General features: G+C 74.1%; 15 protein-coding genes. 8 read left to right on the top strand and 7 right to left on the bottom strand.

Annotated elements, in window-relative coordinates:
* Positions 1 to 104 precede the first annotated feature (104 nt).
* Positions 105 to 971, bottom strand: a complete 867-nt coding sequence (locus tag ACOACO_RS00190; protein WP_420294250.1) for a glutamate ABC transporter substrate-binding protein — start codon at positions 969 to 971, stop codon at positions 105 to 107.
* A 162-nt stretch (positions 972 to 1,133) separates the two neighbouring features.
* Positions 1,134 to 1,913 (bottom strand): amino acid ABC transporter ATP-binding protein, encoded by a 780-nt coding sequence (locus ACOACO_RS00185; protein ID WP_420294249.1) that lies wholly within the window; start codon positions 1,911 to 1,913, stop codon positions 1,134 to 1,136.
* Positions 1,914 to 2,046: 133 nt separating this feature from the next.
* Between ACOACO_RS00185 and miaB the strand changes: the two genes are divergently transcribed.
* The gene (miaB, locus tag ACOACO_RS00180; protein WP_420294248.1) at positions 2,047 to 3,552 is read left to right on the top strand and encodes a tRNA (N6-isopentenyl adenosine(37)-C2)-methylthiotransferase MiaB; all 1,506 of its coding nucleotides are present in this window, start codon (positions 2,047 to 2,049) and stop codon (positions 3,550 to 3,552) included.
* Positions 3,553 to 3,556: 4 nt separating this feature from the next.
* Here miaB and ACOACO_RS00175 read toward each other — a convergent pair whose 3' ends face one another.
* The 4 genes from ACOACO_RS00175 to ACOACO_RS00160 form a co-directional block, all read right to left on the bottom strand.
* A complete protein-coding gene (locus tag ACOACO_RS00175) occupies positions 3,557 to 4,447 on the bottom strand; it encodes a glycoside hydrolase family 26 protein (RefSeq protein ID WP_420294247.1) in 891 nt (296 codons plus the stop codon).
* A gap of 70 nt (positions 4,448 to 4,517) precedes the next feature.
* The gene (locus ACOACO_RS00170) at positions 4,518 to 4,766 is read right to left on the bottom strand and encodes a hypothetical protein (RefSeq protein WP_420294246.1); all 249 of its coding nucleotides are present in this window, start codon (positions 4,764 to 4,766) and stop codon (positions 4,518 to 4,520) included.
* Positions 4,763 to 5,359 carry an NUDIX domain-containing protein gene (locus tag ACOACO_RS00165; protein WP_420294245.1) on the bottom strand — a complete coding sequence of 199 codons (597 nt, stop codon included), beginning with the start codon at positions 5,357 to 5,359 and terminating at the stop codon, positions 4,763 to 4,765. The genes ACOACO_RS00170 and ACOACO_RS00165 overlap by 4 nt, the downstream gene beginning before the upstream one ends.
* Positions 5,356 to 5,586: an Rv0909 family putative TA system antitoxin gene (locus ACOACO_RS00160; protein WP_420294244.1), complete on the bottom strand. Its 231-nt coding sequence runs from the start codon at positions 5,584 to 5,586 to the stop codon at positions 5,356 to 5,358. Before ACOACO_RS00160 ends, ACOACO_RS00165 begins: the two co-directional genes overlap by 4 nt.
* Positions 5,587 to 5,681: 95 nt before the next feature.
* On the opposite strand from ACOACO_RS00160, the gene miaA reads away from it, so the two are divergent.
* The 3 genes from miaA (at position 5,682) to ACOACO_RS00145 (ending at position 8,415) form a co-directional block, all read left to right on the top strand.
* A complete protein-coding gene (gene miaA / locus ACOACO_RS00155; protein ID WP_420294243.1) occupies positions 5,682 to 6,611 on the top strand; it encodes a tRNA (adenosine(37)-N6)-dimethylallyltransferase MiaA in 930 nt (309 codons plus the stop codon).
* A 236-nt stretch (positions 6,612 to 6,847) separates the two neighbouring features.
* On the top strand, positions 6,848 to 7,852 hold the full coding sequence (locus ACOACO_RS00150) for a helix-turn-helix domain-containing protein (protein WP_420294242.1): 1,005 nt from the start codon (positions 6,848 to 6,850) through the stop codon (positions 7,850 to 7,852).
* Positions 7,849 to 8,415 (top strand): dihydrofolate reductase family protein, encoded by a 567-nt coding sequence (locus tag ACOACO_RS00145; protein ID WP_420294241.1) that lies wholly within the window; start codon positions 7,849 to 7,851, stop codon positions 8,413 to 8,415. The genes ACOACO_RS00150 and ACOACO_RS00145 overlap by 4 nt, the downstream gene beginning before the upstream one ends.
* 65 nt (positions 8,416 to 8,480) lie before the next feature.
* Here ACOACO_RS00145 and ACOACO_RS00140 read toward each other — a convergent pair whose 3' ends face one another.
* The gene (locus tag ACOACO_RS00140) at positions 8,481 to 9,422 is read right to left on the bottom strand and encodes a sterol desaturase family protein (RefSeq protein ID WP_420294240.1); all 942 of its coding nucleotides are present in this window, start codon (positions 9,420 to 9,422) and stop codon (positions 8,481 to 8,483) included.
* Positions 9,423 to 9,491: 69 nt separating this feature from the next.
* On the opposite strand from ACOACO_RS00140, the gene ACOACO_RS00135 reads away from it, so the two are divergent.
* The 4 genes from ACOACO_RS00135 to hflX all read left to right on the top strand — a co-directional run bounded on the left by ACOACO_RS00135 (position 9,492) and on the right by hflX (position 14,495).
* The gene (locus ACOACO_RS00135) at positions 9,492 to 10,106 is read left to right on the top strand and encodes a TetR/AcrR family transcriptional regulator (RefSeq protein WP_420294239.1); all 615 of its coding nucleotides are present in this window, start codon (positions 9,492 to 9,494) and stop codon (positions 10,104 to 10,106) included.
* Between the two features lie 189 nt (positions 10,107 to 10,295).
* Positions 10,296 to 11,171: a diaminopimelate epimerase gene (dapF, locus tag ACOACO_RS00130; RefSeq protein WP_420294238.1), complete on the top strand. Its 876-nt coding sequence runs from the start codon at positions 10,296 to 10,298 to the stop codon at positions 11,169 to 11,171.
* A gap of 234 nt (positions 11,172 to 11,405) precedes the next feature.
* Positions 11,406 to 12,944, top strand: coding sequence for an alkaline phosphatase D family protein (locus ACOACO_RS00125; RefSeq protein ID WP_420294237.1), 1,539 nt, complete (start codon positions 11,406 to 11,408; stop codon positions 12,942 to 12,944).
* Between the two features lie 42 nt (positions 12,945 to 12,986).
* Positions 12,987 to 14,495, top strand: coding sequence for a GTPase HflX (hflX, locus tag ACOACO_RS00120; RefSeq protein ID WP_420294236.1), 1,509 nt, complete (start codon positions 12,987 to 12,989; stop codon positions 14,493 to 14,495).
* Positions 14,496 to 14,603: the final 108 nt, after the last annotated feature.

Genomic DNA, 14,603 nt, shown 5'->3' with positions numbered 1-14,603 from the left:
GTGGCGGTTTCCCCGGTGCACCGGGGAACCCACCACTTCAGGGTGAAAGTTTCGCGCGACAAGTGGCGGGTTCCCCGGTTCACCGGGGAACCCGCCACGTCACCTCACGCGCAGGGGTCGAGCGCGGGCGGCTCGGGGGCCTCGTCGAGGGAGACGCCCAGGGTGTTGTTGAACGCCTCCTCCCAGGTGCCGTCGTCGAACGACTCCTCGAGGGTCTCGTTGATCCAGCCGCACATCTCGGGGGCGTCGATGGAGTAGCCGACGCCGTAGCGCTCCTCCGAGAACGGGTCGCCGACGACCTTGAGGTTGTCGGGGTCCTCGGCGGCGTAGCCCAGCAGGATCGCGCCGTCGGTCGTCATCGCGGCGACCGTGCCGTCGCGGACCTGGTCGACGCACTCGGAGTAGGTGTCGAAGCCGCGCGGCTGCGCGCCCTCGGCGGCCACGTTGTCGAGCGAGGTCGAGCCCGTCACCGAGCAGACCTCCTGGCCCTGCACGTCCTCGACGCCGGCGATGTCGCTGTCGGCGGGGACGAGCAGCTGCTGGCCGGTCACGTAGTACGGACCGGCCTGGCCGACGACCTCGCGACGGGCGTCGGTGATCGAGTACGACGCGATGACGAGGTCGACCTCGCCGCTCTCGAGGAACGACTCGCGGTTGGCCGAGATGGTCTCGACCCACTCGATGTCGTCGGCCGCGATGCCCAGCGAGGCGGCCAGGATCGTGCCGACCTGCGGGTCGAAGCCGGTCGGGACCTCGTCGGTGGCGCCCTTGTAGCCGATGCCGGGCTGGTCGAACTTCACGCCGATCTTGATGGTGCCCTGCTCGGCGAGCTCGCGCATGCGCGTGCCCTCGTCGAAGCTCTCCGCCGCGTCCTCGCTGACGTCGACGTCGACCGAGTTCTCCTCGTCGCTGCCGGCGTCGCCGCACGCGGCCAGCGAGGCGGCGAGCACCAGGCCGGTCATCGTGGCCATCGTCCTTCTGAGTCGCATCTCTCCTACTTCCAGGGCCGCGAGGGCCCGTCATCGGGTGATGGGGTGATGGGGCTGCGAGGTCGCGGCGCCCGAGCGCGCGTCCCGTCGTACGTGCCGGTGGCCCCGGGTGCCCCGTCGTCGGGGGCCGGACCCGGCGGGTCGTCAGTGCTTGAGGATCTTGCCCAGGAAGTCCTGCGCACGCTCGCTCTTGGGGTTGGTGAAGAACTCCTGCGGCGTGCCGGACTCGACGATCTGGCCGTCGGCCATGAAGACGACCCGGTCGGCCGCCGTGCGCGCGAAGCCCATCTCGTGGGTCACCACGACCATGGTCATGCCGCCGCGGGCGAGCTCGACCATGACGTCGAGGACCTCCTTGATCATCTCGGGGTCCAGCGCCGAGGTGGGCTCGTCGAAGAGCATCACCTTGGGCTCCATCGCCAGGGCCCGGGCGATCGCGACGCGCTGCTGCTGGCCGCCGGAGAGCTGGGCGGGGTACTTGCCCGCCTGGGCGCCGACCCCGACGCGGTCGAGCAGCTCCTGCGCGCGGGCCTCGGCCTCGGCCTTCTTGATGCCGCGGACCTTGATCGGCCCGAGGGTGACGTTCTCGAGGATCGTCTTGTGGGCGAAGAGGTTGAAGCTCTGGAACACCATGCCGACCTCGGCGCGCAGGCCGGCGAGCGCCTTGCCCTCCTCGGGCAGCGGCTGGCCGTCGAGCGTGATCGAGCCCTCGCCGATCGTCTCGAGGCGGTTGATGGCGCGGCACAGCGTCGACTTGCCGGAGCCCGAGGGGCCGATCACCACGACGACCTCGCCGCGGTGCACGGTGAGGTCGATGTCCTTGAGCACGTGGAGGGCGCCGAACCACTTCTGCACCCCCGACAGCACGACCAGCGGCTCGCCCTGCGGCGCCGCGGGGATCGGCTCCTTCTCCAGAGTCGTCATGGTCGGGGAACCTAGACCCTCGCGGTCTCCGGGGGCCAGCCACCGGGCCCCGATCAGGCTGATCGGGACCTTTTCGTGATGAGGACGCGCGCGTTCGTGCGGTGGGCGCGGGTCGCCGTACCCTGGTGCGGCCATGCCTGAGACCGCCACGCCCCGCACCTACGACGTCCGCACCTTCGGGTGCCAGATGAACGTCCACGACTCCGAGCGGCTGACCGGCCTGCTGGAGCAGGCGGGGTACGTCGCGGCGCCGGCCGGCGCGGACGCCGACGTGGTCGTGCTCAACACCTGCGCGGTGCGGGAGAACGCCGACAACAAGCTCTACGGCAACCTCGGGCACCTCGCGCCGGTGAAGGCGCGGCGCCCGGGCATGCAGATCGCCGTCGGCGGCTGCCTGGCGCAGAAGGACAAGGGCGAGATCACCCGCAAGGCCCCGTGGGTCGACGTCGTGTTCGGCACCCACAACATCGGCTCGCTGCCGGTGCTGCTGGAGCGGGCGCGCATCGCGGAGGAGGCCCAGGTCGAGATCCTCGAGAGCCTCGAGGTCTTCCCGTCCACGCTGCCGACGCGCCGCGAGTCGGCGTACGCCGCGTGGGTGTCGGTCAGCGTCGGCTGCAACAACACGTGCACCTTCTGCATCGTGCCGAGCCTGCGCGGCAAGGAGAAGGACCGCCGCCCCGGCGACGTGCTCGCCGAGATCGAGGCGCTCGTGGCCGAGGGCGTCACCGAGGTGACGCTGCTGGGCCAGAACGTGAACGCGTACGGCGTGGAGTTCGGCGACCGGCAGGCCTTCAGTAAGCTGCTGCGCGCCTGCGGGGAGATCGAGGGTCTGGAGCGCGTGCGCTTCACCTCGCCGCACCCGGCCGAGTTCACCGACGACGTCATCGAGGCGATGGCCGAGACGCCGAACGTGATGCCGTCGCTGCACATGCCGCTGCAGTCGGGCTCGGACACGGTGCTCAAGGCGATGCGCCGCTCCTACCGCCAGCGCAAGTTCCTCGGCATCATCGAGCGCGTGCGCGCCGCCATCCCCGACGCGGCGATCACCACCGACATCATCGTGGGCTTCCCCGGCGAGACCGAGGCCGACTTCGAGCAGACGCTGCACGCGGTGCGCGAGTCGCGGTTCTCCGGCGCGTTCACGTTCCAGTACTCCACCCGCCCCGGCACCCCGGCCGCCACCATGGCCGACCAGGTGCCGAAGGCCGTCGTGCAGGAGCGCTACGAGCGCCTCGTCGCGCTCGTCAACGAGATCGCGTGGGAGGAGAACCGGAAGCTCGAGGGCCGCCGGCTCGAGCTCATGGTCGCCGAGGGCGAGGGTCGCAAGGACGCCGCCACCGCGCGCCTGTCGGGCCGCGCCCCCGACAACCGCCTCGTGCACTTCGCGGCCGACTTCTCGCTCGTGGGCGGCGAGGCGCCGCGCCCCGGCGACATGGTCGAGGTCGCGGTCACGTACGGCGCACCCCACCACCTCGTGGCCGACGGCCCGGTGCTGGCGCTGCGCCGCACCCGCGCCGGCGACGCCTGGGAGCGACGTACGGCGCAGCCCCCCACCCCCGCGGGGGTGTCGCTCGGCATGCCGAGCATCGGCGTGCCCGCGCCGCTGCCCGTCGTCGAGAGCGCCTGCTCGGTGCGCTGAGCGCTCAGACCCCCGCGAGACCGGCCCGGAACGCGTCGAGCGAGGCCTGCGTCGACCCGACGCGCCAGTCGGTCTCCTTCACGGCGTCGAACCACGTGAAGCCGCGGATCTCGGGGCGCGCGGCGAGCACGGCGAACATGTCGGCGATCCAGGCCGCCTTGTCGCCGCCCGCCTCGGCGCACGCGACCTCGCCGATGACGAGCGGCTTCGCGGTGAGCGCCCGCAGCTCGGCGACGCCGGCACCGAACACGTCGGTGAAGGAGCCCCACGTCGACCAGGCCCGGCTGGTGCCCCAGTTGTAGCCGTCGAGCCCGACGGCGCCGACCCACGCGTCGCCGGGGTAGATCGACGCGAGCGCCGGCGTGCCCGCGAAGGGGACGTTGGGGCACCAGACGAAGGTGACGTCGGTGGCGCCCGCGGAGCGGAAGATGCCCACGACGCGGCGCCAGGCGGCGACGTGGTCGCGGGTCGTCGTGCCGGCGACCCCGACGGCCCAGGGGTACCAGGTGCCGTTCGACTCGTGCGCGAACCGCAGGCGCACCGGGCCGCCCCACGCGGCCGCCGCCCGGGCCCAGGCCCGCACGTAGTCGTCGTGGCGGCCGCCGGCGATCGAGGCCATCGAGAAGCGCTCCTGGCCGGTCCCGAGCGCGGGGTCCCACGGCTCCCAGGTGATCTCGGGGACCGCCCCGAGGGCGCTGACCTCCTGCACCTGGGCCAGCGGGAACGCGCGGCCGTCGGACCACGCGGCGTACCAGGTCACGACCTCCGGCATCCGGCCCACGGCCGCGCCGGCGGCACGCAGCGCGTCCGTGCTGCCCGGGTACGCCGGCAGGAACAGGCCGTAGCCGCGGCCGGGCGTGGTCGCGCGGACCGGCGCGGTCAGCAGGCCGGGCACGAGCGTGCGGCGAAGGCCACGGCGCCCCCCGCTGGCCGCCTGAGGAGAGGCCCCCGCCGGGTGGTGCGCGTCAGTCCGCGGGCTCCTCGGAGGTGGCGGGGTCCTCCTCGCCCTCCTGCTGCTTGTCCTCGCCCTCGGTGACGCCGTCGGGCAGGGCGTCCTCGTCGACGGCGGGGTTGCTGTCCGACGGGAGGTCGGGGGTGATCGGCTCGCCGGCTTCGTCGCCGTAGCGGTCCGACTCGTCGATCGCGTCGGCCCCTCCGGGGTTGGGCTCGGCGGGCTCGATGGTGGGGTCGGGCTGCGGTCCGGGGTCGCTCACGGCTGTTCCTCCTCGGCGGGTGGCGTCGTGAAGCCGAACGTCAGGTACGGCGACGGCTCGGCCACCACCGTACCGAGCGGCCCCACGACCCGGCGCAGCTCGGTCAGGGCGACGAGCTCGTGGGGGACGACGGGGTCCGGGAGCGCGTCGAGGCCGAACCACCGCAGGTCGGCGCACTTCGCGCCCTCCATGATCCGCGGCTCGCCGGCCCACGACGTCGCGGTGAGGAAGAAGTCCACGCGCTCGTCGATCGGCGCGACCGGACCGGGCCCGGGCGCGCGGCGCTGCATGGTGGCCAGCACCCGCAGGTCGACCACGGAGACGCCGAGCTCCTCGGCCGCCTCGCGGCGGGCGGCGTCGTACGCGGTCTCGCCCTTCTCCACGTGCCCGGCGGCGCCCGACGCCCAGTGGTCGTCCATGTAGCCCGTGCCGGAACGCAGCTGCAGGAGCACCTCGGGGACGTCGCCGGCGCCGGGGCGCAGGAGCAGCACGTAGGCGGCGGGCACCACGACGAAGCGCCCGATCCCGACGGGGTCGTCGGCGGTCGGGCGCTGGTCCGAGCGCGGCGCGGGGTCCGGCTCGGCGGACGTCATCGGGGGGTGCCGCCGTCGTTCCGCTTGTCGATCTTGTCGAGGCCCTGCTTGGCCTTCGTGGTGCCCTTGGCGATCTTGTCGGAGTACTTGCCCTTGGTCTTCGCATCGGCCACGGCGGCGGCCTTGTCGATGCTGCCCGTGATCTTGTCGCCGTGCTTGTCGACGACGTCGCCGGCCTTCGTGCGGGCCTGGCCGAGCGCGCCCTTGAGCTTGTCGCTGAACGCCATGTGCGGTCCTCCTGGTCGGTGCGCCCGACGCCGCCGGATGGTGTCGGGCGCCGGTCGGGCACGTCGTCTCGTGCGGTGCTGGAAGGATAGCCAGCGTGAGCCAGCCGCCCGTCCCGCCGATCGTGGCGGTCGTCGGGGCCACGGCGGCCGGCAAGACCGACCTGTCGCTCGACCTGGCCGAGCGCCTCGACGGGGAGGTCGTCAACACCGACGCGATGCAGCTCTACCGCGGCATGGACGTCGGCACGGCGAAGCTCCCCGCCGCCGAGCGCCGTGGGGTGCCGCACCACCTGCTGGACCTCCTCGACGTCACCGAGCCGGCCAGCGTGGCCGACTTCCAGGGCCGCGCGCGCGGTGTGATCGCGGAGGTGCGGGGGCGGGGCCGGGTCCCGGTGCTCGTGGGGGGCTCGGCGCTCTACACCCGCGCCGTGCTCGACCGCTTCGACTTCCCCGGCACCGACCCGCAGGTGCGGGCGCGGTACGACGCCGAGCTCGCCCGCGTCGGGTCGGCCGCGCTGCACGCCCGGCTCGCGGAGGTCGACCCCGAGGCGGCGGCCGGGATCCTCCCCGAGAACGGGCGCCGGATCGTGCGGGCGCTCGAGGTCGTCGAGCTGACCGGGCGTCCGTTCAGCGCCTCGCTGCCGGTGCTCGAGCACGTCGACCCGCGCACCGTGCAGGTCGGCGTCGCCATCGACCGCCCCACCCTCGACGAGCGCATCGCGCGGCGGGTCGACGCGATGTTCGCGGCCGGGTTCGTCGCCGAGGTCGAGCGCCTGCTGGAGGTGGGCCTGCTCGACGGGCTGACGGCGTCGCGGGCCATCGGCTACCGCGAGGTCGCCGAGCACCTGGCCGGCCGGCTCTCGCTCGACGAGGCCCGCGAGCGCACGGTGGTGGCGACGCGACGCTTCGCCCGGCGCCAGGAGTCGTGGTTCACGAAGGACCCGCGCATCAGGTGGGTGCCGTACGACGCGCCCGACCGCGTCGACCGGGCCCTCGCCGCCGTGGCCGCCGTCGCGGTGGCGTAACCGCGCCGTACCCTCCCGCCGCCGCGGCGCCCCGCGCCTCGCCCCGCCGTACCCCGTTCGTGGTGCCAGCGCCACGGAATGCCTGGCGTTGCTACCACGAACGCGCGGCGTCCCCGTTCGTGGTGCCAGCGCCACGAAAAGCCTGGCGCTGCTACCACGAACGCCGCCGGGAGCCTGCCCGCAGGACAGCAAGATCGGTCGGGCGCGCGGGGCCCCGGCCGCCCCAGACTGGACCCGTGACCCACCCCGATCACCCCGGCGACCACCCCGGCGACCAGCCCGCACCGCCACGCGGCCGCGACCGCCTGCGCGAGCTCCTCGACGCCGTGCTCGACGACGACCACCCCCGCCTCGGCGACATGGCGCGCGGGGCGCACGCGTCGCCGTACCACTTCAGCCGGCAGGTGGCCCGCGAGGCGGGCGAGCCGCCGGTGGCGCTGCGACGCCGGGTGCTGCTCGAGCGGGCGGCGTGGCGCCTGGCGGGCGGCGCGACGGTGACGGAGGTGGCGCTGGAGGCGGGCTACGACTCGACCGAGGGGTTCGCGCGGGCGTTCGCACGGGCCTACGGGCACCCGCCGAGCGCCACGACGAGCGGCACCGCCACCTGGCTCGACGCCCCCAACGGCATCCACTTCCACCCGCCGACGAACCTGTGGGTGCGCGAGCCGACCGCCGGGCGCGCGCGGCTCGACCCCGTCCTCGCGGTGCAGCTGCACCACGGCGTCGCCGACACCGCCCTCGTGCTGGAGGCGGCGGGCGGGCTCGACGCCGCGGCGTACCGACGCCCCCTCCTGCCCGGCCACCGCGTCCACGCCTGGGGCCCCGCGGAGGAGAGCGTCGCCGCCCTCCTGCAGGCCCTCGTCTTCTCCGAGGAGGTGTGGGTCGCCAGCATCGAGGGCGCCGACCACCCGGGCGTCGGCACCGACGACCTCGACGACCTCCGCGCCCGCCACGCCGTCGCCGGACCGCGCTGGGTCGCCACCGTCGCCGACATCGCCGCCCGCGACGCCTGGGACGACCGCCTCGTCGACGCGCTCTGCGAGCCGCCCGAGTCGTTCGTGCTGAGCGGGGTGGTCGCCCACGTCCTGCAGTACGGCGCGCACCGCCGCCTGCTCGTGCGCCGCCTCCTCGGCGAGCTCGGCGCCCTCGACGACGCCCCGCCCGCCCCGGACCTCGGCGACCCCGTCGAGTGGATCCGCCAGCCGACCCGACCGACCCGACCTGACGAGGAGCACCCGTGACCACCGTCTACAACACCGCCAGCAGCCTCGACGGCTTCATCGCCACCCCCGACCACTCCCTGGAGTGGCTCCTCCACCGCGACCTCGACCCCGAGGGCCCGGGCAACCACGCCGCGTTCATGGCGCGCGTCGGCGCGACGCTCATGGGCGCCTCGACCTACACCTGGGTCGCCCAGCACGCCGGCGACGACCCGTGGGCGTACGACGTGCCCACCTGGGTCCTCACCCACCGCGCCGCCGAGCTCGAGGCCGCCCGCCCCGCCGGGTGGGCCGACGCCGACATCCGCTTCGTCGCGGCCGACGACGACGCCGCGGTGCGGGCGCTGCACGCCGAGGCGGCGGCGGTCGCCGGTGACCGCGACGTGTGGGTGGTCGGCGGTGGCGAGCTCGCCGGGCGGCTCGCGGACGTGGGCCTGCTCGACGAGGTCGTCGTGGCCTACGCGCCGGTCGTGCTCGGCGCCGGCGCGCCGCTGCTGCCGCGCCACCTCGAGCTGGCGCTGCGCGGCGTCGAGCGCAACGCCGACTTCGTCGTCGCGACCCACGCCGTGGTGCGCGGGGACTGACCCGGCCCGGTTCGTGGTGTCAGCGCCGTGGGATCCCTGGCGCTGGCACCACGAACCGCGGGGGGCTAGGTACAGCTGGGCCGCTCCGGTACGGCGGGCGCCGGGCCCGGTGCGCCCGGTGCGGCCGGTGCGGCCGGTGCGGCCGGTGCGGCTGGTGCGGCCGGTGCCCAGCCGGGCGGCCCCACGACGTACCCGACCTTGTCGCGCAGCCGCGACGCCGCGCGCACGTCCTGCCAGATCTCGCGGTAGTGCCCGTACTGCAGCTCGAGCAGGTTGAACGTCGTGACCGGCGTGGTCAGCCCGTAGCGCGGCCGGTGCCGCTCGGGGGCGAAGGTGCCGAAGAGGCGGTCCCAGACGATGAGGATGCCGCCGTAGTTCTTGTCGAGGTACTCGGGGTCGCTGCCGTGGTGGACCCGGTGGTGCGAGGGCGTGTTCATCACCCACTCGACGGGTCGGGGGAGCCGGTCGACCACCTCGGTGTGGGTGAAGAACTGGTAGATCAGGTTGATGCCGAACGCCACGTAGAGCGTCCACGGCGCGAAGCCGAGCAGCGGCAGCGGCAGCCAGAAGAAGAACTCGAACCACGGGTTCCACTTCTGGCGCAGCGCGGTGCCGAAGTTCATGAAGTCGCTGGAGTGGTGGGCCTGGTGGCCGGCCCACGCGATGCGCACGCGGTGGCTGAACCGGTGGTGCCAGTAGTAGCCGAGGTCCACGCCGAGCACGACGAGCACCCAGTACCACCACGTGTCGGTCGGCAGCTGCCACGGCGCCAGGTAGGTGGCGACCGCGACGAAGCCGACGAACGAGACGAGCTTGAACGCGGTGAGGAAGACCAGCGAGACGATCCCCATCGAGATCGAGGTGCGCGCGTCCTTCAGCGCGTAGCCGGTGACGTTGTCGTCGTGGTCGAGCCAGCGCAGCGCGGCGAGCTCGACGAGGATCGTGAGCACGAAGAACGGCGCGGCGTAGGTGACGGGGTTCTTCATCGGGTCGAGCAGCTCGTCCACGTGACCTCCAGGGATGTGACCTCGAGGTAAGTTACCTCCAGGTCATATCGCCTGGCTAGAGTTCCGCGCATGGCAGCTCGCACCGGCACCAAGGGCGTGCCCCGGCGCGCCCGCGAGGAGCAGATCCTCGCCGCCGCGCAGGAGGAGTTCGCCCGGGTCGGCTACGCCGCCGCCTCCGTCGTCACCGTCGCCCGCGCCGCCGGCATCTCGAAGCCGCTCGTCTACAGCTACTTCGGGTCGAAGGAGGGCCTGTACGTCGCGTGCGTCGACGCCGCGGGCAGCCTCGTCGCCGACGAGGTCGAGCGCAGCGCCGGGCTCGGCGCCGTCGGCCTCGAGCGCGGGCTGCTCACCGTCGCGGGCCTGACGGCGGTGCTCGACGGCCGCCCGCACCTGTGGCGCGTGCTCTTCGACCCGACGGTGCCCGCGGGCACCGAGGCCGCCCGGGCCGCCGCGCGCCACACCGACCGGCTGCACCGCCTGGCCGTCGAGGGCGTGGGGGAGATGCTCGAGCTCGCCGGCGACACCGACCCCGCCGACCGGGCGCTCACGACGCGCATCTGGATCGGCATGCTCGACACCGTCCTGCGCTGGTGGGCCGAGCACCCCGACGAGCCCGGCGCCTCCGTGCTCGCCCGGGTCGAGCGCATCGCCGCGGGCCTGTCCGCCGGCGCCGTCGCCCCCTGAGTCGCCGAACGCGGGTCGCGGTGCCAGCGGTAGTGATCCACTACCGCTCCTACCGCGACCGCCGGCGCACCCCGTTCGTGGTAGCAGCGCCGCGGAATGCCTGGCGCTGCTACCACGAACCAGCAGGGGCGAGCCGACCGCCGCCCAGCGGCTGGGCCCGGGGTGGCGCGGGGTGGGAGGATCGACACCGTGAGCGAGCACCCGACGTACCCCTTCGCGAAGGGCCACGGCACGCGCAACGACTTCGTGATCCTCCCGGACGCGGACGGCACGCGGCACGCCGACCTCGACCCCGCGCGGGTGCAGGCGCTCACCGACCGGCGCGCGGGCATCGGCGGCGACGGCATCCTCCGCGTCGTGCGCACGGCCGCGATCGACGACCCCGACGCGGTCGCCGGGCGCGGCGCGGCCGAGTGGTTCATGGACTACCGCAACGCCGACGGCTCGGTCGCGGAGATGTGCGGCAACGGCATCCGCGTCTTCACCCGCTGGCTCGTCGACCACGAGGGCGTCGACCCCGCCGCGCCCGTCGCGATCGCGACCCGCGCCGGTGTGCTGTCCGTGCGGGTCGACGAGGACGGCCGCGTCAGCGCCGAGGTCGGTACGCCGACGCTGCTGCCCGCCTCCGAGGTCACCGTCGCGGACACGGGGGCGACCTGGCCGACGACCGGCGTCGACATGGGCAACCCCCACGCCGTCGCCTTCCTCGAGGACCTCGCGGACGCGGGCAGCCTGCTGGTGGGTCCGGCGTACGACCGCGAGCTCTACCCCGACGGCGTCAACGTCGAGTTCGTGGTGCGCCGCGGCGAGCGGCACGTCGCGATGCGGGTGCACGAGCGCGGCTCGGGCGAGACCCAGTCGTGCGGCACCGGCGCCGCGGCGGTCATGGTCGCCAGCGCGCTGGCCGACGGTGCGGTCCCGGCCGACGGCACCCCGCCGGCCGAGCCGGTCGTCTACCGCGTCGACGTGCCGGGCGGCGAGCTGGACCTGACCTGGACCCCGGAGGGCACCGTCGTGCTCACCGGCCCGGCCGAGATCGTCGCCGAGGGCGTCTCCGCGCTGTAGGCCCGCACGCCCGGCGGCCCGGCCCACCCCCACGCACCCGGCGTCCGCCGAGCCTTCGCCCATCCCACGACGCGGCGCCACCGCCGGTCGGTCCGCGGTTCACCCGCGCTCGGTCGAGTGCGGTGCGTGCCGACTTCGCGAGGTCTCGGGCAGGCGGTCGTGCGACGGCGGGGGCTGCTGGCCCTCGGCGGTGGCGTGGCGGGAGGGGTGATGCTGGGCCCACCCTTCGATGCGTTGCGCGACCCCGCGGTGGCGGCGCGCGCGACCGACCGCCCGGTGCCCCACACGACGGCGAACCTGGTGCGCACCCGCGACGCCCTCACCCACGCGCAGACCGGCGACGTCACGCCCACCTCGGGGGTGCTGTGGGCCCGCGGCGAGGGCCCGGGGCAGCTGACGGTGCGGCTCTCCAGCGGCAGCCGGGTGATCGGCACCCGGGTGGGCCAGGTCGCGACCGCCACCACCGACCACACGGCGCGGATGGCGCTCGACGGCCTCGAGCCGGGCCGGGAGTACGCGGCCGAGCTCTGGTTCACCGACGCCGCCGGGGTGGCCGGCGAGGCCCGCACCGTCACCTTCACGACCCCGTCCACGACGCCGGCGCGCACCACCTTCGCGTGGTCCGGCGACACCTGCGGGCAGGGCTACGGCATCAACCCCGACGCGGGCGGGCTCGTGGGGTACGGCGCGGTGGCCGACCTGCGGCCCGACGTCTTCGTGCACTGCGGCGACAACATCTACGCCGACGAGCCGATCACCGACACGGTCGTCGAGCCCGACGGCACGGTGTGGCGCAACGTCGTCACCGAGCACGTGGCGCGCCCCGCGCAGACGCTGGAGGAGTACCGCGGGCGCTACCGCTACGTGCTGCTCGACGAGCACGTGCGCCGGCTGCACGCCTCCGTCCCCGTGGTCTCGCAGTGGGACGACCACGAGACGACGAACAACTGGTACCCGGGCGAGGTGCTCACCGACGAGACCACCACGCACCCCTACACCGACGAGCGCCGCGTCGACGTGCTGGCGCGGTGGGGGCGCCAGGCGTGGCAGGAGTACATGCCGATCGGCGAGGCCCACCTGCTCGGCCGCGGCGCGACGGGGTTCGCCGACCGGGGCCTCTACCGCAAGGTCGCCCGCGGCGCCCACCTCGACCTGTTCTGCCTCGACCAGCGCTCCTACCGCTCGCCCAACGCCGAGGCCGACGGCGAGCGCCCGGCCGCGCTGCTGGGGGAGGAGCAGACCGACTGGCTGATCCGCGAGGTCGTCGCGTCTCGGGCCACGTGGAAGGTCATCTCGGCCGACCAGCCGCTCGCCCTGGGGCCGCGCAAGCCGGTCGACTTCGACGGCTACGGCAACGCCGACGGCGGCGCGCCCCGCGGGCGGGAGCACGAGCTGGCGCGGATCCTCTCGGCCTTCCGGGCAGCCGGGGTGCGCAACGTCGTCTGGATCACCGCCGACGTCCACTTCGCCGCGGCCCACCGCTTCCACCCGGACCGTGCGGCCTTCACCGACTTCGACCCGTTCTGGGAGTTCGTGGCCGGACCGATCGCGTGCAGCTCGTTCGGCGTCAAGGAGCCCGACACCACGTTCGGCGCCGAGCAGGTCTTCGCGACCGGCTCGTCGGCCCCGAGCCGGCGGGCGCCGACCCCCGAGCAGACCTTCATCGGGTACGGCGAGATCGCCGCCGACGGCCTCCTGCGGGTCTCGTTGCGCGACGCACTGGGTACCGAGTTGTATGCCGTCGACCTGCAGCCGGAGCCGTCCGGGGGATAACGGATCGCCAGGTGGGGTGCGGCGGCCTACTCTGGAGGGCGTATGAGCAACGCACCTGACTTCTCCCTCGCCGCCGAGCTGGCGGCCACCGACGACTGGGACGACGACGACTTCGTCTCGGGATACGCCGACGAGCCCGACGACCCCGATGTCGTCGACGCCGACGGGCCCGACCCGGAGGACCCCACGACCGGCGACCTGGACCTGGTGGAACGCCACCAGCTGCGCCGCGTCGCCGGCCTGCGCACCGAGCTCGAGGACATCACCGAGGTCGAGTACCGGCAGCTGCGCCTCGAGCGCGTCGTGCTCGTCGGCGTGTGGACCGAGGGCACGGTCGCGGACGCCGAGAACTCGATGGCCGAGCTCGCGCTGCTCGCCGAGACCGCGGGCTCCGAGGTGCTCGACGCGATGTACCAGCGGCGGCAGTCGCCGGACCCCGCGACGTACGTCGGTCGCGGCAAGGTCGACGGCCTGCGGGAGATCGTGCAGGCGACCGGCGCGGACACCGTGATCTGCGACGGCGAGCTGGCGCCCAGCCAGCTGAGGAACCTCGAGGACCGGCTCAAGGTGAAGGTCGTCGACCGCACCGCGCTGATCCTCGACATCTTCGCCCAGCACGCGAAGAGCCGCGAGGGCCAGGCGCAGGTCGAGCTGGCGCAGTTGAGCTACATGAAGCAGCGCCTGCGCGGCTGGGGCGGCAACCTGTCCCGCCAGGCCGGTGGCCGGGTCGCCGGCGGCGCGGGCATCGGTGGTCGTGGTCCCGGTGAGACGAAGATCGAGACCGACCGCCGCCGCATCAACACGCGCATCGCGAAGCTGCGTCGCCAGCTGGCGCAGATGAAGGGCACGCGCGACACCATGCGCTCGGAGCGCCACCGCAACCAGGTGCCGAGCGTGGCCATCGCGGGCTACACGAACGCGGGCAAGTCGTCGCTGCTCAACCGGCTCACGGGCGCGGGCGTGCTGGTGGAGGACGCGCTGTTCGCGACCCTCGACCCGACGACGCGGCGCACCACGACCTCCGACGGCCGGGTCTACACGATGTCCGACACGGTCGGCTTCGTGCGCCACCTGCCCCACCAGCTCGTCGAGGCGTTCCGCTCGACCCTGGAGGAGGTCGCCGACTCCGACCTGGTGCTGCACGTGGTCGACGGGTCGCACCCCGACCCCGAGGGCCAGATCGCCGCGGTCCGTGAGGTGTTCGCCGAGATCGGCGCCGACAAGGTCCCCGAGATCGTCGTCGTCAACAAGGTGGACGCGGCCGACCCGCTGGTCATCGCGCGGCTGCGGCAGCGCGAGCCGCACATGGTCGTCGTCAGCGCCCGCACGGGCCAGGGTATCGAGGAGGCGCTGCGCGTCATCGAGGGCGAGCTGCCGCACCCGGCGGAGCCCTTCGACGTGCTGGTGCCCTACGCCCGGGGCGACCTCGTCAACCGCATCCACCAGCAGGGCGAGATCGACCACCTGGAGCACACGGGCGAGGGCACCCGCGTCACCGGCCGGGCGAACGCCGACCTGGCGGGCGACCTCGCGCCGTACGCGGTGGGCTGACCCCGACGACCTCGCGCCGCACGACGGCGCCGACGCACGATCCGACGCGCCCCGGGCCTGCCCGGGGCGCGTCGTCGTGGGTGGGGAGCGTCGATGCTCAGCGGACGT

This window comes from Nocardioides sp. CPCC 205120 (assembly GCF_048654585.1).
Lineage (GTDB): Bacteria > Actinomycetota > Actinomycetes > Propionibacteriales > Nocardioidaceae > Nocardioides.
Note: the sequence above shows the minus strand (reverse complement) of the source record. Positions and strands in the feature narration are given on the sequence as shown.